Source organism: Streptomyces spectabilis, from assembly GCF_008704795.1.
Taxonomy (GTDB): domain Bacteria; phylum Actinomycetota; class Actinomycetes; order Streptomycetales; family Streptomycetaceae; genus Streptomyces; species Streptomyces spectabilis.
The window spans coordinates 7,165,294-7,186,907 of record NZ_CP023690.1 but is presented as its reverse complement, the minus strand read 5'-3'; the positions used below and the strand labels follow the sequence as shown (position 1 = coordinate 7,186,907).

Sequence of the window (21,614 nt, the reverse complement as noted above, 5' to 3'; positions counted from 1 at the left end):
GTGCGGTACTACCTCTACGTGTCCGGAGCCAAGCTGGACATGCTCTACGGGCAGATCCCGCCCAAGCTGCTCCGGCGGCTCGCCGTCGAGGCCAAGGTCGACCTCAAGCTCGTGAGCGTAAGCGTGCAGTCGCCGCGCACCGACACGAGTACGTACGACCGTCTGGACATCGTCGAGGCCTACCTGGAGCGGGAGTTCGACGTCAGCTGGATGTCGGAGCCCTCGGCCTGGTTCCGGGGTGACCTGGGGCTGCGGGTCGCGGGGTACGGCGAGCCGAACAGCCCGACGCTGATGACGGGCCGCGACGGGGACACGGTGGTCGCGCTGATCGGGTCCTCACACCACCTGATCGGCTACCAGGCGGCCGCCGACATGCACCGGGTCGGCTTCTCGGGGCTGCCGTCGATCTTCCGGCTGCTCCAGGAGATCCCACCGGAGTGGGAGCGGCAGTTCGAGGTGCGCTGGCGGGGCCGCGTGCCGAGCCGGGAGAGCGTGACGCACGACGTACTGCGCTGCGCCGAGGCGCTGACGGTGCCGCCGATGTACTGCGAGTTCCTGGCGCGGCGGCTGCTGACCGGCACCGCGACGGGAGCGGACGGGCGGGAGCGGACGGTCGTCGTCGGGACACCGCTGTACGTGGCGATGTCGGACCGGACGCCCGAGGACGGGGAGGTCTGAGTGGAGCGGGCGCCGACGATCCCCGAGCTGGCGCGCATGCGCATGGCGGGCGACGTCGCGGGGCTGTGCCGGGCTTCGCGGTCGGAGGACCACGACGTCGCCGTGCACGCCATGCAGCTGCTGGGCGGTTGCGAGGGCAGGCGGGAGGCCGTCGAGGCGCTGCTCGACTGTCTGCGGCGGCGGGACCAGCGCAACGGGATGCGGTGGCAGGCCGCCAGTTCGCTGGGGAGGCTGCGGGAGCGCCGTGCGGTGCCCGAGCTGTTGCGGCTGCTGACCGATGCCGAGGAACGCGAGGGGCGCGGGCAGTTGTACATGCCCGCGTGTGACGCCCTGATCGCCATCGGCGGGCCGGAGGCCGTCCGTGGACTCGTGGGCCTGTGCGGCGAGTTGGCGGCCGGTCGTGGGCACTGGACGGTACGGGTGCTCGACGCGCTTGCACGGCTGCGCCCGCCCGAGGCGGTGGCGCCGCTCCTGGTCGCGCTCTGGGAGTATCTGCCCGAGCGCGCGGAACGCGTGGTGCGGACGCTGGGCGCGATCGGCGACCCGCGCGCCGCGTCCGCCCTCCTCGTGCTCGCGCACACCCCGGCGTCGGACGTCCCGCTGCGCCGGGCCGCCGTCGCGGCGCTCCACGCGCTGCCCGAGGCGGACTGGCCCCCCGGGCACCAGTGGCCGTCCGCCGCGCAGCTCCTCCAGGTCCCCCAGCGGGACCCGGATCCCGAGACGGCACGCCTCGCGACGGCCCTGCTCGCCCGGACCGAGGACGGCCGGGACCACCTGTGGAACACGCTGCGTGCGGCGTCAGACGCCCCGCCCCACGCCGTGGCCGCCGTCTGCGCGCACGTGGCGGAAGAACCCGGCCGCTACGCCGTACCGGACCCCGGCGAACGCCGTGCCCTGCTCCGGCACCATCTGCGCGAGTCGCCCGTGCCGAGCGTGCGCCGGGCCGCCGCGCGGGCCCTCTTCGCGTACGCGGGCGCCGCAGCGGGTGAAGCGCTCCTTGAGGCGCTGGGCGACGCGCCCCTCAGCGACACCGTGGCGGACCTCGTGGCCCAGTTGCCGGAGCCGCCGCTCCACCGGCTCCTGGACCTCCTCACCGGCACGTCCTATGCCGTGGCCCAACGGCAGGGGGCCGCACGGGCGTTGGGCGCCGTCGGTCAGACTCCCGCCGTCCCGGCGCTCCTTGCCGTCCTCGCGGACGAGGAGGCCCCGGCGGCACTGCGTACGGACGCCGTGGACGCGCTCGGTGCCCTGCGGCACCCGGAGGCCGCCGCGCCCCTCGCGGCCCTGGCCCAGGACGAGGAGCGGCCCGGCACGCCCCGCGCCCGCGCCGTGCGCGCCCTCGGCCTGATCGGCGCCCCGGAGACCCTGCCGGTGGTGCTCGCCTGCGTGGACTCGCCGCATGAGGCGGTGCGGGCGCGGGCGGTGGCGGCCCTCGGCGGGTTCCCGGTCGCGCGGGCGGCCCAGGCGCTCAGGGGTCTCGTCACACCGGACGCCGACCCCGACCTGGCCCGCGCGGCCCTGCGGGCCCTCGGCCGGATCGGCGCCCCGGCCCTGCCCGCCCTCGTCGAACTCGCCGACGCCGTACGGGAGGACGTGGCCGCCGAACTCGTCGCGGCGCTCGCCGCCCGCCCCGAGGCCGAGGCGCTCGCCGCGCTCGGACGGCTCGCCGCTTCGCCCTCGGCACAGAGAGCCGCCGCCGACGCGCTCAGCGCGCGGTCCACGCCCGACTGCGCCGTTCCTCTGGCGTCGTTCCTCCACTCCGACGTCCATCCCTTCACCCGCGAGGCCGCCGTGCGCGGCCTGCTGAGGATCGGCACCGACGAGGCGCACGAGCACGTCCTCGCGCACTGCCTCGCGTCGACACACCTCTACGGCTGGCAGGTCGAGGCCCTGGACGTGATCGCCGAGGCCCGCGGCGTGCGGCTCGGCCCCTAGGGCGCCCGGAACGCCCTCCGGTACGCACCCGGTGTCGTACCGAGTGCCCGTACGAAGCGCCTGTGGAGGTTGGTGGCCGAGGAGAGGCCGACCCGGTGAGCGATCGCCTCCAGAGGGAGGTCGGAGGACTCAAGGAGTTCGCGGGCCGCGGTGATGCGCCGGGAGAGGAGCCACTGCCCCGGGGTCGAGCCCAGCTGCTCGGTGAAGCGGCGGGCGAGCGTGCGCCCGGAGACGCCGATGTGTGCCGCCAGGTCCTCCACGGAGAGGGGCTCGGCGAGGCGTCCCGTCACCCACTCAAGGAGCGGAGCGAGCGAGCCGTCGATCTGCGCGGCGTGCGGCGGCGCCGTGAACTGGAGCTGCCCGCCCTCGCGGTGGGGCGGCATGACCATGCTCCGGGCCACGCGGGCGGCGTAGTCGGCGCCCTGGTCCGTACGCACCAGGTGCAGGCACAGGTCGATGCCCGCGCCGGAGCCCGCGCTGGTGGCCACGTCGCCGTGGTCCACGTACAGCACGTCCGGATCGACCTGGACCGCCGGGAACCCAGCGGCCAGTTCCGCCGCCCGCGCCCAGTGCGTGGTGGCGCGCCGCCCGTCAAGCAGCCCCGCGCGCGCCAGGGGGAAGGCGCCGGTACAGATGCTGGCCACCCGGGCCCCCCGGTCGTGCGCGCGGCGCAGGGCCGACACGACCGCGGCGGACGGCGGCTCCTCGGTGGGCAGCCACCCGGGCACCACCACGGTGTCCGCCCGGTCGACCTCCTCAAGCCCCGCGGCGACAGACATGTCGTAACCGGCCAGCGTCGGGACCCGCCCGGGATGCTCGGTGCACACGCTGAACGTGTAACGACGGGGGATTCCGGGGCGCTCGATGCCGAACACGTCCGCCGCGCAGCCGAGTTCGAAGGTCGACTGGGGCGGGTGGACCAGGGCAACCACATGATGCATGGCAGGAAAGTACACCAGATTGTCATTTCTGACACTGGGCCGGGAAGCGGTGGCCGGACAGGCTGGCTCCATGACGACGAACTCCCCGCTGACCGGGCAGAACACCCCCGGCTACGCCTGGTCCCACGTGCGCGACGCACCCGTCCGCGTGCTCTTCCCCGGCATCCGGCTTCGCCCGCTGTGGCAGGGGGAGAACGGCGCGAGCGCCCAGGTGGTGGAGCTGGACCCGGGCGCGTGCTGGCAGGGCGTGGACGTGCACGACCCGGGCCCGGAGGAGGTGTTCGTCGTGTCCGGCGTCTTCAACGACGGCGAGCGCGACTACCCGGCGGGCTCCTTCCTCCACGCCCCCGCGGGCTCGTCACACGTTCCGCAGACGGCGACAGGGTGCACCCTGTTCGTCTTCTACCCGGAGGGATAACGCGTCCGGCGACGCCGCGCACTCCGTCCGGCTCGACACGTCTCCGGCGGCCTGCTTAAGATCCACCCCAGCATCGCGTGCCGGTCACCGTCCGGGTGAGGCATGGAGGTGCGGGAGATGCCCTCGGAGGCATTCCTTGCCGGTTCAGCTCAATCACACGATCGTCCACGCCCGGGACAACCGGGAGTCCGCCGCCTTCTTCGCGGATCTGCTGGGACTCGACATCACTTCCGAATGGGGCCCGTTCATCGCGGTCGCCCTGGACAACGGCGTCACACTCGACTTCGCCACCGTCCCCGCGGAACACATCACGCCGCAGCACTACGCGTTCCTGGTCTCGGACGCCGAGTTCGACGCGGCGTACGAGAAGATCACCACCCGGTCCCTCCCCCACTGGGCGGACCCCCACCAGAAACACCCCGGCGAGATCAACCACAACGACGGCGGCAAGGGCGTCTACCTCCTGGACCCGACGGGCCACGCCATGGAACTGATCACCGTGCCGTACGGCGGCTGGCCGCAGCGGTAGAACGGACCAATTCCTGAGGATCACGGCTCGCCGCCCGTATGCCGACCGTCAGCGTCTGCTTTGTGAAGACCACCGGCGCATCATCAAGAGAATCAACACCGCACCACTACCGAGCGCCAGAATCCCAGCCCCGAGCAGTGCGTAATTTCCGCCACTGATCCCCAGGATCGTGCACAGAACCCCAAACGCCATCCCGACAGTCACCACTATGGTGAACGTTGTTTCAGACCTAGTGGGCATCGGCCCTCCTCGCAAAGCCTTCTGGGCAGTGTCGAGATACACACTGCCCAGAAGGTCACGGTGCCCGGCCGCTCCGGGCTCGGCGAAGACTGCCTCAGCGCCGAGGAGGCAGACCCCTACGCTCTATCGCCCCTTCCCCTTCCGCGAGATCCCGTACATATAGATCCCGAGCACGGCCACGATCACAAGCACGACGACCAACAACCAGGTCGGCAACGAGCCCCCACCACCCTTGGCGAGCACCCCGGCGACATACAGCCTCATCCGCGAACTCCTCTCTCCTTCTCAGCGGGTCTGGCGACGTCCGCTGAGGTTCGGCCGGGCCCCGAAGGGGCGCGGGGCCGTGCTCATATGCGGCTCCGCCGCGCGGGCGTGACCAGACACGACGAACCCGCAGGCGCCCGACGGCACGGTGCGGCACAGCCAGCGGAACGCTCAGCGGTGTTCAGGGTGCCCCCGGGCTCCCGGTTGAATCCCGCGTCCGGGCCGCCCGTGCTCTTCGCCGCGGCGCCCGGGGAGCCGCCGACGGGTGCCGTCGGATTCACCGGTTCGAGGGATACCGGCGTGCACGCTGACTCTGGAATCGTCGCAGGAGCGGCGTGGGGCGTTTCCGGTTCGGATTCGGAACCCTCACAGGACGGATGACACACAATGACGCGATGGACGGTCAGCCGCGCCCGGCGGCTGATGCTCACCGTGACGGTCGGCGCGTGCGCCCTCGCGGCCACGGCCGCGCCGGCGGCGGCACAGGACCGCGAGACCGGGGCGGCAGCCTCCGGCTATCTGAACCTGCACCAGTGCGCGTACTACGCGAGCAGCCTCGACGATCACTTCAGCACCTTCGTGACACCCAGCGGCGACAACCGGTACGCGACCGGCACCAAGCGCTCCGCCACCGCCGACACCACGGCGAGCTGCGGCTCCGGCAACGGCAACCACAACCCCGTCCCGCTCCTGCACGGCGTCAAGGCGCTGAACCTCGGCGCGGGGCGCTACCTCAACCTCCAGCAGTGCGACTACTACCGCAGCGCCAGCACCGACCGCTTCACCACCCTGGTGACACCGAGCGGCGACGGACGCTACTCCACCGGCACCAAGGTCTCACCCACCCCCGAGACCACCCCGACCTGCGGCCCGGGCAACGGCAGCCACCTGCCCAACCCCGGTCTCTCCGGCGCCCTGGCCCTGGACCTGACCGCGGGCCGGTACCTCAACCTGCACCAGTGCGTGTACTACTCCGAGCGGCACGCCAGCCACCTCACGAGCGTGGTCACGGCCCCCGACACCCGGTACCGGACGGGCACGAAGGTCTCCGACACCGCCGACACCCGCCCCGACTGCGGGCCCGGCAACGGCGACTACGTCCTCATCCCCATCCTGTCGGCCGTCAAGGCCCTGCCGCTCACCTAGGCGCGGGCGCCGCGCGGCGCGCGCGGTAGGCGCGCTGGCGGCAGGCCGCTGAGCAGTGGACGCGGGGGCGACCGCGCGCGGGCCGTGGCACGGAGGCGTGACAACCGGGGCAGAGCCTTTCGTCACGCGCGGCGCCGGCGGTCGCCCTTTCGTCACGCGCGGGCCCACGGACCGCGCGGGCGGCGGCGACGATGTCCCCGGCGGGGGCGCGCCCGCGCGGGGTGTGCGCGGCCAGCTCCGCGTCCAGCTGGGGGCAGCTGCCCGCGATGTCGTCGTCCGTGCAGCCCAGGCAGTGACGCAGATAGGCACGGGCGGCCTCCAACTGGCGCAGCTGCCGCTCCACTTGGGCGAGCTGCACATCGATGGCGTCCTGCCAGGCATCGCGCGTGGCCTTCCCCGAGGTGACGACGGCCGCCTGCTCCAGCGGCATCCGCCCGACCACACAGCACAGATACGCCAGGCCCAGGCGGCGCAGCTCCGTACCGCCGTAGACCCGCTTGCCGCCCTCGCGGGCAGGCGGGTCGAGCAGGCCCTGGCTCTCCCACCACCGCACCGTGGACGGCGCCAGCCCGTACAGAGCCGCCGCCGAACCGATGGAGACCACATCTCGCCGCGTCATGAGCCCAGTTGACATCAAGGCGACTTCACACGACAAGGTCGGAACCACGCAGAACTTAGGCAAGCCTTAGTGAAGGGGTTCGGTCGTGTCAGCAGGTGAACGCGTGGAGTACGTGGAGACCGTCGTCATCGGCGCCGGGCAGCAGGGATGCGGAGTGGCCGGGGCCCTCCAGGAGCGCGGGCGCGCCGCGCTCGTCCTGGAGCGGGGAGAGATCGGCCAGGCCTGGGCCCACGAACGCTGGGACAGCCTGCTGATCGGGAGCGGGAACCGATCGCTGCGCCTCCCCGGCTGGGAGTACGAGGGCGACGACCCTTATGGCTGCCCCTCGGGCCCCGAACTGGCCCGCCTCCTGCGCCGTTACGTGACGGAGCACGGGCTCCAGGTGCGGCAGCACACGCCCGTGACGAAGGTCGAGTGCCCGCCGGACGCCTCCGCCCGTGACGACGTACGGTTCAGGACCCACCTGGCCACCGGCGGCGTCGTCGAATCCCGCAACCTCGTCGCGGCGGTCGGCGGCTACGCGGCCCCCCGCACCCCCGCCCCGGCCGCCGACGTCGACCCGGCCGTCCACCAGCTCCACTCCCACGCCTACCGCAACCCCGGCTCCCTGCCGGACGGGGCCGTCCTGGTCGTCGGCGCGGGCATCAGCGGCCAGCAGATCGCGGACGAGCTGGCCGACGCCGGGCGGCGCACGTTCCTCGCGGTCGGCAGGCACCGCGCGTGGCCGCGCCGCTACCGGGGCCGCGGCATCCAGGAGTGGCTCGGCGCGCTCCCCTCCCTGTACGAGGAGTTCGGGGCCGTGGGCGGCGACGGCGGGCCCGTCCTGCCCGGCCTGCCGGTGACCTCCGTGAACGACAAGAGCGGCGACCTCAACGTCGGCACGCTGGCCGCCAAGGGCGTCACCCTGGTCGGCTCCATACGCGCGGCGGACGGCCACGAGCTGTACCTGAAGGACAACGTCGTCGCCGTCGCCGAGGAGTCCGCCCGGTCCTTCCGGCGGGCCCTCGACATCATCGACGCCCGCGTCCGCGAGCGGGGTTTCGCGGTGCCCGACGAGCGGCCCGCGCCCGAGGTCTCCCTGGAGCACGTGGCCGACTTCGGCGAGCGCCTCGACCTGGCGCGCCACGGCATCACGACGATCGTCTGGTGCACCGGCTTCGGCCCCGACTACCGCGTCCTGCCGGACCACGTCCTCGACGGGCACGGCGCGCCGATCCAGGAGAAGGGCCTGCTCGGGGCGGTCCCCGGCCTGTACTACGCCGGGCTCCCCGCCGGGAGCTCGATCGCCCCCGTGGGCATCGAGGCGAACGTCGAGAACGGCCGGTTCATCGCCCGCCTGATCCACACCGACCACGTCCTGCGCACCGGCGCGCCGGCGTCCCCGATCACCGCGTGAGACGCGACGAGGGCCGCACCCCCGGGAGCTTCCGGGAGTGCGGCCCTCGGCCGCGTGCCTGTGCCGCTTACTTGCGGATCAGGCTGCGCAGCACGTACTGCATGATGCCGCCGTTGCGGTAGTAGTCCGCCTCACCGGGGGTGTCGATGCGGACGACCGCGTCGAACTCGACACCGGTGTCGGTGGTGACCTTCACCGTGCTCGGCGTGGTGCCCTCGTTCAGCTCGGTGACGCCCTCGATGGAGAAGGTCTCCTCGCCGGTCAGGCCGAGCGAGTCGGCCGACTGGCCGGCCGGGAACTGGAGCGGCAGGACGCCCATGCCGATGAGGTTCGAGCGGTGGATGCGCTCGTACGACTCGGTGATGACGGCCTTGACGCCGAGGAGCGCGGTGCCCTTGGCGGCCCAGTCGCGGGACGATCCTGAGCCGTACTCCTTGCCGCCCAGGATGACAAGCGGGGTGCCGGCGGCCTGGTAGTTCTGCGAGGCGTCATAGATGAAGGAGACGGGGGCGCCGTCCTTCGTGAAGTCGCGGGTGTAGCCGCCCTCGGTGCCCGGCGCGATCTGGTTGCGCAGGCGGATGTTGGCGAACGTGCCGCGGATCATGACCTCGTGGTTGCCGCGGCGCGAGCCGTAGCTGTTGAAGTCGCGGCGGGCCACGCCGTGCTCCGTGAGGTACTGGCCGGCCGGGGTGTCGGCCTTGATGGCACCGGCCGGGGAGATGTGGTCGGTGGTGACCGAGTCGCCCAGCTTGGCCAGGACGCGGGCGCCCGCGATGTCGGAGACCGGGGTGGTCTCCATCGTCATGCCCTCGAAGTACGGGGGCTTGCGGACGTAGGTGGACTCGGCGTCCCACTCGAAGGTGTTGCCGGTCGGGATCGGCAGGGCCTGCCACTGCGCGTCGCCCGCGAAGACGTCCTGGTAGGACTTGTTGAACATGTCCTCGCCGATGGCGTTCGCCACGACGTCGTTGACCTCGGCCTCGGTCGGCCAGATGTCCTTCAGGAAGACCGGCTTGCCCTCGGTGTCGGTGCCGAGCGCCTCCGTGGTGATGTCCACCTTCATGGAACCCGCGAGGGCGTACGCGACGACCAGCGGCGGGGACGCCAGGTAGTTCATCTTGACGTCGGGGTTGATGCGGCCCTCGAAGTTCCGGTTGCCGGAGAGGACGGACGTCACGGCCAGGTCGTGGTCGTTGACGGCCTTCGAGACCTCCTCGGGCAGCGGGCCCGAGTTGCCGATGCAGGTGGTGCAGCCGTAGCCGACCAGGTTGAAGCCGACCTTGTCCAGGTACGGGGTGAGGCCCGCCTTGTCGAAGTAGTCGGTGACGACCTTCGAGCCCGGGGCGAGCGTGGTCTTGACCCACGGCTTGCGGGTCAGGCCCTTCTCGACGGCCTTCTTCGCGACGAGCGCGGCGGCGACCATCACGTACGGGTTCGACGTGTTGGTGCAGGAGGTGATCGCGGCGACGGTGACGGCGCCGTGGTCGATCTCGTACGTCGAACCGTCGGGGGCGGTCACGGTGACCGGGTTCGACGGGACGCCGTTGGAGGTGGCCGGGGCGTCGGAGGCCGGGAAGGACTCCTTGCCCGCCTCGTCGGCGGTGTCGACGTAGTTGCGCACGTCGAGGGCGAACTGCTGCGCGGCGTTCGCGAGGACGATGCGGTCCTGCGGGCGCTTCGGACCGGCGATCGACGGGACGACCGTGGAGAGGTCCAGCTCCAGCTTCTCGGAGAAGTCCGGCTCGGCGGCCGGGTCCAGCCACAGGCCCTGCTCCTTGGCGTACGCCTCGACGAGCGCGAGCTGCTGGGCGTCACGGCCGGTCAGCTTCAGGTACTTGATGGTCTCGTCGTCGATCGGGAAGACCGCGGCGGTGGAGCCGAACTCCGGCGACATGTTGCCGATGGTGGCACGGTTGGCGAGGCTCGTGGCCGCGACGCCCTCGCCGTAGAACTCGACGAACTTGCCGACGACGCCGTGCTTGCGCAGCATCTCGGTGATCGTGAGCACCAGGTCGGTGGCGGTCGTGCCCGGCTTCAGCTCGCCGGTCAGCTTGAAGCCGACGACGCGCGGGATCAGCATGGAGACCGGCTGGCCGAGCATCGCGGCCTCGGCCTCGATGCCGCCGACGCCCCAGCCGAGGACGCCCAGGCCGTTGACCATGGTGGTGTGCGAGTCGGTGCCGACCAGGGTGTCGGGGTAGGCCTGGCCGTTACGGACCATGACCGTGCGCGCCAGGTGCTCGATGTTCACCTGGTGGACGATGCCGGTGCCCGGCGGGACGACCTTGAAGTCGTCGAACGCGGTCTGGCCCCAGCGCAGGAACTGGTAGCGCTCCTTGTTGCGGCCGTACTCCAGCTCGACGTTCTGCGCGAACGCGTCGTTCGTGCCGAACTTGTCGGCGATGACGGAGTGGTCGATGACCAGCTCGGCCGGGGAGAGCGGGTTGACCTTCGCCGGGTCGCCGCCCAGCTCCTTCACGGCCTCACGCATCGTGGCGAGGTCCACGACGCAGGGAACACCGGTGAAGTCCTGCATGATCACGCGGGCCGGCGTGAACTGGATCTCCTGGCTGGGCTGGGCCTGCGAGTCCCAGCCGCCGAGGGCACGGATGTGGTCGGCGGTGATGTTGGCGCCGTCCTCCGTGCGGAGCAGGTTCTCCAGCAGGACCTTGAGGCTGTACGGCAGGCGGGCCGAGCCCTCCACCTTGTCCAGCCGGAAGATCTCGTACGACTCGTCGCCCACCTGCAGCGTGCTGCGGGCGTCGAAGCTGTTCGCCGACACGACAGTCTCCTTCATATATGTGCGCGTTCCACCGCATCCTGCCGTCACGCCTTCTGGCCAATCCGCTAAGGTAAGGCTAAGTTAGGTAAGCCTTACCGCCGAACCGGCGATGCGTACGGCTGCGTGCGCCTCGGCAGATATCTCGATGTCGAGATAACTCTAATACATCAACCGCGCGTGCGCTGGCCCCGGGGCCCTGGGCGGCGTATCGCGCTGCGCGCTCATCCTCGAACGCCGGACGGGCCCGATCGCCCTCGCACGCCCTGGCGTGTGCGCCCCCGGGCTCAGCGACGGCCGACGCTGCGCCAAGTGGCCGAGTTCCCGTCCGTCGGCGTGCAACACCCAGGAGGCCCGGGCACAGTGATGAACGGCGCCCACCTGCGGGTCCAACGTCCGCACGACGGCGAGCGCCTGACGGGACAGAACCAGTCACTCCTCTAATGGCCTACCCCAGCGCGTACCTCATCTCATATCTGAGATAGCCTCTGGCGCATGGCAGACGACTACCTCGTACGCATCGGCAAGCTCATTCGTGACGCCCGGCAGCACCGTGGCTGGACACAGTCGCAGCTGGCCGAGGCGCTCAACACCAGTCAGAGCGCCGTGAACCGCATCGAGCGCGGCAACCAGAACATCAGCCTTGAGATGATCGCCCGCATCGGCGAGGCACTGGACAGTGAAATCGTCTCGCTCGGGTACTCGGGTCCGATGCACCTACGGGTCGTCGGCGGCCGTCGTCTCTCCGGCTCCATCGACGTCAAGACCAGCAAGAACGCCTGCGTGGCCCTGCTGTGCGGCTCCCTGCTCAACAAGGGCCGCACGGTCCTGCGCCGCGTCGCCCGCATCGAGGAGGTCTACCGCCTCCTGGAGGTCCTCAACTCCATCGGCGTCCGCACCCGTTGGATCAACGACGGCGTCGACCTGGAGATCGTGCCGCCCGCCAAGCTCGACATGGACGCCATCGACGCGGACGCCGCCCGCCGCACCCGCTCGATCATCATGTTCCTCGGCCCGCTGCTGCACCGCATGGACCGCTTCCGCCTTCCGTACGCGGGCGGCTGCGACCTCGGCACCCGCACGATCGAGCCACACATGATCGCGCTGCGCCGCTTCGGCCTGGACATCGCCGCGACCGAGGGCCTGTACCACGCGGAGGTCGCCCGGGACGTCACGCCCGACCGCCCGATCGTCCTGACCGAGCGCGGCGACACGGTGACGGAGAACGCGCTGCTCGCCGCCGCCCGCTCCGCCGGGACCACGGTCATCCGCAACGCCTCCTCCAACTACATGGTCCAGGACCTGTGCTTCTTCCTGGAGGCGCTCGGCGTCAAGGTCGAGGGCATCGGCACCACGACCCTGACCGTGCACGGCGTGCCGGACATCGACGTGGACGTCGACTACTCCCCCTCCGAGGACCCGGTCGAGGCCATGAGCCTGCTCGCCGCCGCCGTGGTCACCGAGTCCGAGCTGACCATCCGCCGGGTGCCGATCGAGTTCATGGAGATCGAGCTCGCCGTCCTGGAGGAGATGGGCCTCGACCACGACCGCTCGGCGGAGTACGCGGCGGACAACGGCCGCACCCGCCTGGTGGACGTGACGGTGCGCCCCTCCAAGCTGGAGGCGCCGATCGACAAGATCCACCCCATGCCGTTCCCCGGCCTGAACATCGACAACGTCCCGTTCTTCGCCGTCATCGCGGCCGCGGCGCAGGGCAAGACCCTCATCCACGACTGGGTCTACGACAACCGGGCGATCTACCTCACGGACCTGAACCGGCTCGGCGGCCGCCTCCAGCTGCTCGACCCGCACCGGGTGCTCGTCGAGGGCCCCACGCGCTGGCGCGCCGCCGAGATGATGTGCCCGCCCGCACTGCGTCCCGCCGTCGTCGTGCTGCTCGCGATGATGGCGGCCGAGGGCACGTCGGTCCTGCGCAACGTGTACGTGATCAACCGCGGCTACGAGGACCTGGCGGAGCGGCTGAACTCCGTCGGGGCGCAGATCGAGACGTTCCGGGACATCTGACGACCTCCAGGGCCAATGCCGCCATCCCCTTCCTGACCTGCATGTATGCGGGCCAGGAAAGGGATGGCCAGCACCTGTGGGACTTGTCTGGGGCTTTGCGCCAGGGCCGAAAGATTATCGGCCAGCCCCCCCCAGACACTAGGGCAGCTCGGACGACGCTCCGCGTGATGCATGATCGGAATCACGCGGAGTAGCTGCTCCGTCAGAGAAGAGCTGGTTCAGCGGGCCATCAGCGAACCAGGGTGCGCGGACGTACGCCACAGGCACCGGCGCCAGCCTTCAAGCAGCGCCCAGAGGGTGCCCACCCTGACTCGACATGGCTACGCCGTGAACCATGTGCCGAGCCAGCACCTCGATCTCGGCCAGCAACCCCGCAGGCTGCTGGTCCAAGTCGATCGCGTGCTGGTGAAGGACAGTTCCGGCGTGTCGCACGCGGTGACTGGTGTGTGAGACGTTGCCCTTCGCGTAAACCAGATGTCCCTCAGGCAGTCCGAGGGCGGTGCAGTAGGCCAGCATCTGGTACAGGTCCTCGTTCGGGAAGCCGCGGCTCTCCCGGGCCTTGTACTTGGCGTCGGCGACGATCGTCGGCTTGTCTGAGTCTCCGTACCAGACGAAGTCGGGTCGCAGACGAATGGAATTGCCTTCGTCCATGTGGATGTTCCGCACCTGCAGGACGCTTCTCCCTCCGTGGGGCCGCATGGCCTCCCCCAGTGCCTTGCAGACGAAATCCTCGTAGACGCCGTTCATGTCGAAGAGGAATCCATCCATGCGCAGCCCACCGGGCAGGTGCTCCGTCGACGATCCCCGCAGCACCGCCTCGGCAAGCCTGAGCGCCGCGTGGTAGCGGACGTTGAGTCGTGTCGGCTGCCAGCTGAGAGGGATCTGCCCTGGCACGAGCGGCATGATGTCCACGAGCCGGGACCGCTGGCGCATCAGGCGTGCACGTACGGCTCCGGGGACACCGGGGAGGCGGAGGAGACGGTCGACGGCCGAGCGCAGGAGACGGTTCTCGGCAATATCGGTGGTGAATTCGTCGAAGGTCACCTCTGCCGGGAGGAACATCCCGAACCGGCGCCGAATCTGTTGGGCCTCAAGAAGCCGACCGCGTACGACGTGGGATGACTCATCGGTTGTCCGGTAGCCCTGAAGCAGGCCCTGCCGCAGTGCACGGTCGATCTGCCGCTCGACGGCATGAGCGAGCGCCGGAAGCAGCTCGTCGTGTTCGGCCAGATCAACGCCGCCGTCCCGCCAGCCCCGCGGGTCGTTGCTGTAGCCGATCAGGAAGAGCAGACGCGCGACCGGCACCTTGGGCGTGATGCGCACCGTGACGCTTTCGCCGCCCGGCAGGGTCAGCGCGACCACCCCGACCTTGCTGCCCGCACGCAACCGCCAGGCGCCCTGAGCGTAGGCGTCCGGCCCGGCCTCTTCGAGAATCTTCATGGCGGTCAGGGCGCGGCCGACGGCATCCGGTAGGGCGAACGACCGCGCAGGCGCGTGCTCGACGAGCGCGACGACGGGCGTCACTCCGGTCCGGTCCCTTCACCCGGTTGCGGAGACAGGGTTGCGGGCCGCGATGCCAGCATTTTGCGCAGCTCCGGCAACCCGTAGCGGCTCTCGATGTTCAGGCCTTCGCCGTAATGGTGTTCCTCCAGCAGCGGGAGGATCTTGGTTCGCCAGGTCCGTTCCAGTCCCCCGTCCCGGAAGACTCCGGGCTTCATCAGGTACGACGGCCCGACCTGGAAGTCCGGGTCGTCGATGCGGGCGTTGAGGGCATCTAGCAGGTCGGCGGGCTCGGAGTCCTTCTCCTCGGTCTCCAACCAGGTACGGAGCAGCCCACGCGTCGGCTCTATGCGAGGGGACAGTTCGATAAAGGCGAAACGCCGCCGCATCGCCGCGTCCACGAGCGCGATCGAGCGATCGGCGGTGTTCATCGTGCCGATGATGAAGAGGTTGCGCGGCAGGAAGAAGTCCTCGTCCGAGTAGGTCAGCCGGACCGACCGGTCCCGGTACTCGAGGAGGAAGTAGAGCTCGCCGAAGACCTTGGCGAGGTTGGCCCGGTTGATCTCATCGATGACCAGGAAGTGGGGGATGTGCCTGTTGCCCTCGCGACGCGCAAGTTCAGCGAACTCCCGCAGGGGGCCGGCCGTGAGTCGGAAGGCGACCTCATGCGTCCCGGGGTCCTCGCGAGGGCGAAAGCCCTCGAAGAAATCCTCGTAGGAGTACGAAGGATGGAACTGGACCAGCTCGACCTGTTCGCGGCCACCACCGAAGAACTCGGCAAGCTCCTGCGCGAGGTAGGTCTTGCCAGTCCCTGGAGGGCCGTAGAAGATCAACTGTCTCTCGTCGTCGAGAAGTTGCCTGACGTCCTGCAACCACTCTCTGGTGTGCACGTGGAGCTTCTTCCGCAGCTCCTCGGTCGGCTCGGGCAGCTCCACCTCACGGCGGGCGACGACGGCCAGAGGCTCGACACCGGCCCCGGCGCCCCCGGCCCGGGCTTCCTCCACGAGCTCCTTGTCACTGACCCCGAGGCCGTCGATGAAGGCCTTGACTGTGGTGAGGTCGACCAGGTCGTGACGCGCCGACACTTTCTGCCGAAGTTCCCCAGGCAGCTTCTCCAGAGGGATGCCTTCGTCGCCACCCCACTCCACGGGGCGCCACAGGGTGCGGCTGCCGTCCTCGGTGACGCTCTGCTCGACGTTGCCCGTGATCTCGCCGACCCACAGCCGTCCGTCAGAGACCGCGCAGACCGTGTCGCCCGGTCGCATCCTGGAGAAGAAGGCGTGCAGCTCCTCCACGATCTGCACCTTCTCGTTGTACGAAGCGGTCGACTCGTAGTCCTCGTCGACGAACGCGCGCAGTTGCTCCTTGCTGACGCCCTGAGTGACGTCCGGACGCAGGCGGACAGCGGCGAGGGACACCTTTCCCTCAGGAAGCCACGTACGCCAGAACAGGTCGGGCCCCACGGAGTGGGGTCCCCTCACCAGCCAGGCACGACTTGGACCTGCCCAGACCTGGTCGAGGAACTCGGCGAGCGGCCGACCGTCAGCGGTCTTCCACTCGACCCAACCGTTGCAGCTGCGGCCCGTGAGGATGTCGCCCGCCGCGGATGGCGAATTGCACTCCACGTCCTGGATCACTTCGAGCCATCCCGGCCAGGTGGCGGTCTCACGTATCGTCCCGTCCGCGATCAGCTTTTCGCGCAGCCTGTACGAGGAGGGCATGCGCACCGGGAACGACGGCACGACCTCCGGCCGCGCCGGAGAGCCGGCGAGCACCACCATCTTCTGGCTGCCGTTGGTCCCCTTCTCGGAGAGAAGCCGCCCTCGCGCGGAGGGCCCGCCATACGGTAGGCGTAGCTGGAACTCCGGGTACGGATCGAGCATCGAACTCCTCAGGTCGGGGTGGTGTGGCGGGGTGGGCATGGGGGCATTGTGGGGCTTGCGTGATCCACTTCGGTGCCGCTTCGCGCGTTTCCGGCCAACTCCGGCATCTCAGCCGTCAGACATCCCGCCCCACGTTGCCCCGCCTGGTGCCGGGTGTTCATGATCTAGGGCAAGGGCACCGTCACAGCGAGGGGGGAAGCGGTGGACGCCAGGACATCGAACGGGCCAGCCAGGCAGCACAAGGCGGAGGAGCTGCTCACAGCGGTCGCAATGACCTCCTCACAGCTCGCCCAGGTGGTCGGGCGCTTCGACGGTGACACCCCGGCCATGGTGACAGCCGCCATACATACGGCCGGGCGCGCCTTCGCCGAGCTCGACGCCTGCGACGACGTCATCGACGACGCGTCGGAGACGGGCCGGGCCATCGCGGGCCGGTTGCACGCACTGCTCCCGGCAGGAGCCTCCAGCGACGTCGCCCATGAGCTGGACGCCCTGGAAGCCGTCTCTGCTCGTGTCCGCGGCACGGACCAAACCCGCCTGTTGCTCCATCGGGTTCTCGGTCGGGAAGCACCGGCCAAGCGCGCGCTGCCCGCTGTGCGGCATCTCGCGGCCTCGGACCTGCCTGACCTTCCTTCCTCCTACGCGGACGAAGCGGGTTTCGAGGACCTGATGGCCATGGCCGCCCGCGAGGAGGAGCTGGCGCCACAGTTGCGGAAGGCCCACGCCGAGCGTCTCGACGAGGTCGCCGCCCATCTGGTCCGCGTGGTGGAACAGGCCGCGGCCGTGGGTTTCGCCGACGAGGATTTCGCCCGCGAGTCCGTCCGCGAGGCGCGTCATGCCTACCGGCTGTGGCTGCAGTGTCTGGCGGAGCGCAGGCGGGACTTCGGCAGCCGGGGTCGTCCGGTGGATACCGTGTGCGGTACGGCCGGACACGTCGACTCTGTCCCCACTCATCCGAACACGTCCGAGTAGGAAGGCCCCTCGTGCACATCGCGCCCCTGAGCCCACATGACCCCGTCGAGCTGGGTGGCTACGAGCTGCTCGGGCGTATCGGGCACGGTGGAATGGGGCAGGTGTACCTGGGAGAGTCGCCCGGTGGGGAGCCGGCCGCCGTCAAGGTGATCAAACCCTCGGTCGTGGACTCCGAGACCCGGCAGCGCTTCGCCCAGGAAGTGGAGATCCTCAAGACAATCTGGGGCGCCCGGATCGCGGCCCTCCTGGACGCCGATGCGGAGGCCGACCCGCCGTGGCTCGCGACCGAGTACATCGAAGGCCTCGACCTGAGCCGGCACGTGGCACGCCACGGCCCGCTGCCCTCCTTGCTCGTCGCTTCACTCGGGGCGACCCTCGCCGAGGCACTCGCGATCGTGCACAAGCAGGACCTGGTGCACCGTGACCTCAAGCCGGCGAACGTGCTGCTCGGCCCCAATGGACCGAAGATCATCGACTTCGGGCTCGCGGTCTTCGCCGAGTCGAGTGTGTCTTTGACCGCACCCAACACCGTGGTCGGCACCCCGTCGTGCATGCCGCCGGAGCAGGCGAGAGGCGATCGGCCTCTCACGCCCGCGGTCGACGTGTACGCGCTCGGTGCCGTGGTGCTGTTCGCTGCCTCCGGCCACCTCCCGTACCAAGCGGCCAACATCCATGTCCTCTTCCACCAGGTCACCGATCCGGATACGGCGCCCGACCTCTCGGGGGCGCCTGACGAGCTGGTGCCTCTGCTGACGGCGATGCTGGCACACGAGGCCGAGGACCGGCCCGCTCTGAGTGAGGTCGTGCAGCAGTGCCGCGCGGTGATCGAGGCGCAGGGCTTCAAGGTCGCCCAGGCGCGGCGTCGGCTCACGACACACACGGCGGCGCCCTCGCACACGCTGGACAGTCTGTTGCCCACGGTCGTCGCCCCGCCGCTTCCCACCACCCCGGTCGACCTGCCGGACGCCGAGACGGCGACGACCGCCGTGCTTCCCGCCACCGCCCCCGAGCCGGTCCCGCCCCTCGTCGACCCGCCCGCCCCGCCCTCTGTCTCCCCCGTGGTGAGGCCCCCGGCCGATCCGGCCTCTCCTGAGCCCGTCATGGCCGCGGACGGTTCCCAGGCCTCCCGGCCGACCCCCTCCAGGCCGGCCCGCGGTGGCTCCGTGCAGCGGCGGCACTCCACTCAGGCCCGGATCACCGCACAGCGGCTTCGCGAGGTCTACGCGGCGCACTCGGCGTTCTGACACCGACGGACCCGCGATGCCGACGGACCCGCGATACTGGAGGACCTGCCACGTCCGTCACGAAACACCACAGGAGGCCACGGGTGACCGCCGTCCAGACCAGCCCCGAGCAGAACGGCGACGCATCGGATGCGGCTGGGCAGGAGCAGTTCCCGGCAGGCGCGCAGGTCCTCGTACGCGACGAGGTGTGGCTGGTCAGGAACACGGTTCCCACCAGGGCAGACGGTGCCCGGGTGGAAGTGGTCGGGGTGTCCGACTTCGTCCGGGACCAAGAGGCCGTGTTCTTTACACACCTGGACACCATCGAGCTGATCGACCCGCGGGACACCCGGCTGATCACGGACGACTCCCCGAACTACCGGCGCTCCCGGCTGTTCCTGGAGGCCGTACTACGTCGCACGGCCCTGCCGCAGTCCGAGCGACGACTCGCGCTCGCCGACTCCTTCCTCCTGGATTCGCTCCCCTACCAGCGCCGCCCCGCCGAACTCGCGCTCTCCGGCGCCAATCTGCGCCCGCGACTGCTCATCGCGGACGTGGTGGGCCTGGGCAAGACGCTGGAGATCGGTCTGACGCTCGCCGAGCTGATCCGCCGCGGCCGGGGGGAGCGCATCCTCGTCGTCACGCCCCAGCACGTACTGGAACAGTTCCAGCACGAGCTGTGGACGCGGTTCGCCATTCCGCTGGTGCGGCTGGACTCGGTGGGCATCGAGCGGATCCAGCGCGAGATCCCCGCGGGCCGGAACCCGTTCACGTTCTTCAAGCGCGTGATCGTCTCCATCGACACGCTCAAGAACACCGACCAGTACCGTCACCACCTGGAGCAGATCCGCTGGGACGCGGTCGTCATCGACGAGTCGCACAACCTGATCAACCGTGGCTCCCTGCGCAATCAACTCGCCCAGACCCTGGCGCCGCGCACCGACGCCCTGATCCTCGCCTCCGCCACCCCGCACAACGGCGACGCGAAGTCGTTCGCCGAGCTGATCGGTCTGCTGGACCCGGCGGCGATCCGTGACCCGGAGAACTACCGCGCCGAGGACATCGAGCACCTCTTCATCCGTCGTACGAAGATCAGCGCCGAGGTCCGCGAACAGATGAAGGGCCAGTGGGCGGACCGCGGCCCATCTCAGGCGGTGCACTGCCCGGCCACCCCCGCCGAGGAGAAGATCTTCGAGGAGCTGGCCGCCGTCTGGCTGCCCCATGACGGCCGCCCGTCCGTGAGCTCGGTCCCGCTCTTCCCGTACACCCTCCTCAAGTCCTTCCTCTCCTCCCACGCGGCGCTCAAGGCCACCGTGTCCGCCCGCGTGAAGACCCTGGAGAAGAAGGACGACCCGCAGGTCACGGGTGCGGAACTCGCCGCCCTGCGCCGTCTGACGGAGTTGACCGCAGACCTGGCCGAGGCGGACTCGGCGAAGTTCGGCGCGCTCGTGGAGCAGCTGAAGAGCATCGAGGTCGGCCCGTCCTCCGACACCCGCGTCGTCGTCTTCTCCGAGCGCGTCCAGACCCTGGAGTGGCTCGCCACCGTCCTGCCCGCCGCTCTCGGCTTCCGGGGCCGCGCGGCAAAGGAATCCCTTCGTGTCATGCATGGCGGTCTCTCCGACGAACAGCAGATGCAGGTCGTGGAGGAGTTCGGACTCGCCGGCGCCCCGGTACGGATCCTGCTGACGGGCGACGTCGCCTCCGAGGGCGTCAACCTGCACCGACAGTGCCACCAGCTGGTCCACTACGACGTGCCGTGGTCGCTGATCCGGATCGAGCAGCGCAACGGCCGTATCGACCGTTACGGGCAGGCCCACCCGCCCCAGTTCCGCGCGCTGATCCTGACCAGCGAAACCGAGGGCGCGAAGGACGACACCCTGGTCTCCGAGCGGCTCCTGGAACGGGAGGACCAGGCGCACCGTTCGCTCGGCACCGCCGAGGCCGTCACCGGCCTGTACCGCGCGGAGGCCGAGGAGAAGTCCCTGATCCAGGATCTTCTGCGCGGCAGGACCGTGGACGAGTCCCTCGACGGGCGCCGGTCCGGTGAGGAGACCGGCGCGGCGGCGATGGACGGCTTCCTGGCGGACTTCTTCGGTTCGGTCGGCGAGGAGCCGGAGGCGGAGAGCGGTGGTGACACCGGCGGGTCCTCCCCCGGGGCACTCGGAAGCGACCTGAGTACGAGCACGGGTACGGGCTCCGTACTCCCCCGCCTCTTCGACTCGACCGCCCACTTCCTGGACGAGGCGCTGCGCGAGGTGTACCCGGACGCCCGCGACCGGCTGGACCTCGACCGCGACGAGCAGTCGGGCCTGCTGTCCTTCCGCCCGCCGACCGACCTCCTCCACCGCCTCAAGGCCCTTCCCGTGGACTACCTGCGGGAACAGCGGCTGCGCGAGCGGCTCCTCGTCACCTTCAACCGACGCCTCGCCCAGCATTCGCTCCAGCGGGCCCGCGAGGCGGGTTCCACCTCCAGCTGGCCGGAGATCTCTCTCCTTACCGACCTCCACCCGGTCGTCGAATGGCTGACGGACAAGGTCCTCGTCCGGCTCGGGCGCCAGGAGGCACCGATGATCACGGCGGGCGTTGCCGAGCCCACGTATCTCGTCCAGGGCGTGTACTCGAACACGCTGGGCAGGCCGACGGTCGTCAAGTGGATGGGCGTGACGAGGAGCGGAGCCGTGGACGACGACATGGTGTCCCTGCTGCGCCGCTCCGGGGTCGGCCCGACGATGGCGAACAAGCTCCGCTACCGGGACCCCGACCCACTGGTCGAGGCCATCCCGAAGGTTCTGGAGGCCGCGGAGGCCTTCATGGAGCGGCACCGCGACGCCTGGGACCGGCCGCTGCGCGAGTCGATCGAGCGCCACAAGCTGCGGCTCGGCGATTGGGAGCAGCCCACTCTCGCGGGCGAGCGCACCAAGAAGCGGCTCACCGACCTCGCCGACGACCTGCTGACCACCGGGCAGAGCCCGATGCTGCGGGTCCTCGCGGTCCTGCTGCCCGACCCCGACGCACCGCCCGCCGCGTCCGCATCTGTGTCCGCCGCGCCCGCCGCCCTCTGAGAGA

At 70.3% G+C, this 21,614-nt stretch carries 15 protein-coding genes; 10 read left to right on the top strand and 5 right to left on the bottom strand.

What is annotated here, in order from left to right; translation table 11 throughout:
- Together CP982_RS31520 and CP982_RS31515 are read left to right on the top strand one after the other, a co-directional pair.
- A complete protein-coding gene (locus tag CP982_RS31520; RefSeq protein WP_150513554.1) occupies positions 1 to 678 on the top strand; it encodes a DUF7019 family protein in 678 nt (225 codons plus the stop codon).
- Positions 679 to 2,613, top strand: coding sequence for a HEAT repeat domain-containing protein (locus tag CP982_RS31515; protein ID WP_150513553.1), 1,935 nt, complete (start codon positions 679 to 681; stop codon positions 2,611 to 2,613).
- Here CP982_RS31515 and CP982_RS31510 read toward each other — a convergent pair.
- A complete protein-coding gene (locus CP982_RS31510; RefSeq protein WP_150513552.1) occupies positions 2,610 to 3,554 on the bottom strand; it encodes a GlxA family transcriptional regulator in 945 nt (314 codons plus the stop codon). The two genes, CP982_RS31515 and CP982_RS31510, sit on opposite strands and share 4 nt — an antisense overlap.
- A 70-nt stretch (positions 3,555 to 3,624) precedes the next feature.
- Between CP982_RS31510 and CP982_RS31505 the strand changes: the two genes are divergently transcribed.
- The 3 genes from CP982_RS31505 (at position 3,625) to CP982_RS31495 (ending at position 6,151) form a co-directional block, all read left to right on the top strand.
- Positions 3,625 to 3,972 (top strand): cupin domain-containing protein, encoded by a 348-nt coding sequence (locus CP982_RS31505; RefSeq protein ID WP_150513551.1) that lies wholly within the window; start codon positions 3,625 to 3,627, stop codon positions 3,970 to 3,972.
- A 136-nt stretch (positions 3,973 to 4,108) separates the two neighbouring features.
- Positions 4,109 to 4,501 (top strand): VOC family protein, encoded by a 393-nt coding sequence (locus CP982_RS31500; RefSeq protein WP_150513550.1) that lies wholly within the window; start codon positions 4,109 to 4,111, stop codon positions 4,499 to 4,501.
- Between the two features lie 891 nt (positions 4,502 to 5,392).
- Entirely contained in the window at positions 5,393 to 6,151 is a 759-nt protein-coding gene (locus CP982_RS31495) for a hypothetical protein (protein WP_150513549.1), read from the top strand.
- Here CP982_RS31495 and CP982_RS31490 read toward each other — a convergent pair.
- Positions 6,144 to 6,770 carry a MerR family transcriptional regulator gene (locus CP982_RS31490; protein WP_150513548.1) on the bottom strand — a complete coding sequence of 209 codons (627 nt, stop codon included), beginning with the start codon at positions 6,768 to 6,770 and terminating at the stop codon, positions 6,144 to 6,146. The two genes, CP982_RS31495 and CP982_RS31490, sit on opposite strands and share 8 nt — an antisense overlap.
- A gap of 85 nt (positions 6,771 to 6,855) precedes the next feature.
- On the opposite strand from CP982_RS31490, the gene CP982_RS31485 reads away from it, so the two are divergent.
- The gene (locus CP982_RS31485) at positions 6,856 to 8,166 is read left to right on the top strand and encodes a flavin-containing monooxygenase (RefSeq protein WP_229878670.1); all 1,311 of its coding nucleotides are present in this window, start codon (positions 6,856 to 6,858) and stop codon (positions 8,164 to 8,166) included.
- 67 nt (positions 8,167 to 8,233) lie between these two features.
- Here the strand turns inward: CP982_RS31485 and acnA are convergent, their stop codons facing one another.
- Positions 8,234 to 10,948: an aconitate hydratase AcnA gene (gene acnA / locus CP982_RS31480; RefSeq protein WP_150513547.1), complete on the bottom strand. Its 2,715-nt coding sequence runs from the start codon at positions 10,946 to 10,948 to the stop codon at positions 8,234 to 8,236.
- A gap of 492 nt (positions 10,949 to 11,440) precedes the next feature.
- On the opposite strand from acnA, the gene CP982_RS31475 reads away from it, so the two are divergent.
- Positions 11,441 to 12,970 carry a helix-turn-helix domain-containing protein gene (locus CP982_RS31475; RefSeq protein ID WP_150513546.1) on the top strand — a complete coding sequence of 510 codons (1,530 nt, stop codon included), beginning with the start codon at positions 11,441 to 11,443 and terminating at the stop codon, positions 12,968 to 12,970.
- Positions 12,971 to 13,249: 279 nt separating this feature from the next.
- Here CP982_RS31475 and CP982_RS31470 read toward each other — a convergent pair whose 3' ends face one another.
- Together CP982_RS31470 and CP982_RS31465 are read right to left on the bottom strand one after the other, a co-directional pair.
- Complete coding sequence (locus CP982_RS31470; RefSeq protein WP_229878677.1) at positions 13,250 to 14,494, bottom strand: McrC family protein; 1,245 nt, start codon at positions 14,492 to 14,494, stop codon at positions 13,250 to 13,252.
- Positions 14,491 to 16,353 (bottom strand): DUF4357 domain-containing protein, encoded by a 1,863-nt coding sequence (locus tag CP982_RS31465; RefSeq protein ID WP_150513545.1) that lies wholly within the window; start codon positions 16,351 to 16,353, stop codon positions 14,491 to 14,493. Before CP982_RS31465 ends, CP982_RS31470 begins: the two co-directional genes overlap by 4 nt.
- 201 nt (positions 16,354 to 16,554) lie before the next feature.
- Between CP982_RS31465 and CP982_RS31460 the strand changes: the two genes are divergently transcribed.
- From CP982_RS31460 to CP982_RS31450, 3 genes are all read left to right on the top strand, one after another.
- A complete protein-coding gene (locus tag CP982_RS31460; protein WP_150513544.1) occupies positions 16,555 to 17,325 on the top strand; it encodes a hypothetical protein in 771 nt (256 codons plus the stop codon).
- 11 nt (positions 17,326 to 17,336) lie between these two features.
- Positions 17,337 to 18,569 carry a serine/threonine-protein kinase gene (locus tag CP982_RS31455; RefSeq protein ID WP_150513543.1) on the top strand — a complete coding sequence of 411 codons (1,233 nt, stop codon included), beginning with the start codon at positions 17,337 to 17,339 and terminating at the stop codon, positions 18,567 to 18,569.
- Positions 18,570 to 18,652: 83 nt separating this feature from the next.
- Positions 18,653 to 21,610, top strand: a complete 2,958-nt coding sequence (locus CP982_RS31450) for a DEAD/DEAH box helicase (RefSeq protein WP_150513542.1) — start codon at positions 18,653 to 18,655, stop codon at positions 21,608 to 21,610.
- Positions 21,611 to 21,614 lie beyond the last annotated feature (4 nt).

Excerpts from the sequence above, each read along its gene's own strand:
- CP982_RS31465 (WP_150513545.1), bottom strand. The coding sequence starts at position 16,353 with ATGCTCGATCCGTACCCGGAGTTCCAGCTACGCCTACCGTATGGCGGG.
- CP982_RS31510 (WP_150513552.1), bottom strand. The coding sequence starts at position 3,554 with ATGCATCATGTGGTTGCCCTGGTCCACCCGCCCCAGTCGACCTTCGAA.
- CP982_RS31505 (WP_150513551.1), top strand. The coding sequence starts at position 3,625 with ATGACGACGAACTCCCCGCTGACCGGGCAGAACACCCCCGGCTACGCC.
- CP982_RS31495 (WP_150513549.1), top strand. The coding sequence starts at position 5,393 with ATGACGCGATGGACGGTCAGCCGCGCCCGGCGGCTGATGCTCACCGTG.
- CP982_RS31490 (WP_150513548.1), bottom strand. The coding sequence starts at position 6,770 with ATGACGCGGCGAGATGTGGTCTCCATCGGTTCGGCGGCGGCTCTGTAC.
- CP982_RS31475 (WP_150513546.1), top strand. The coding sequence starts at position 11,441 with ATGGCAGACGACTACCTCGTACGCATCGGCAAGCTCATTCGTGACGCC.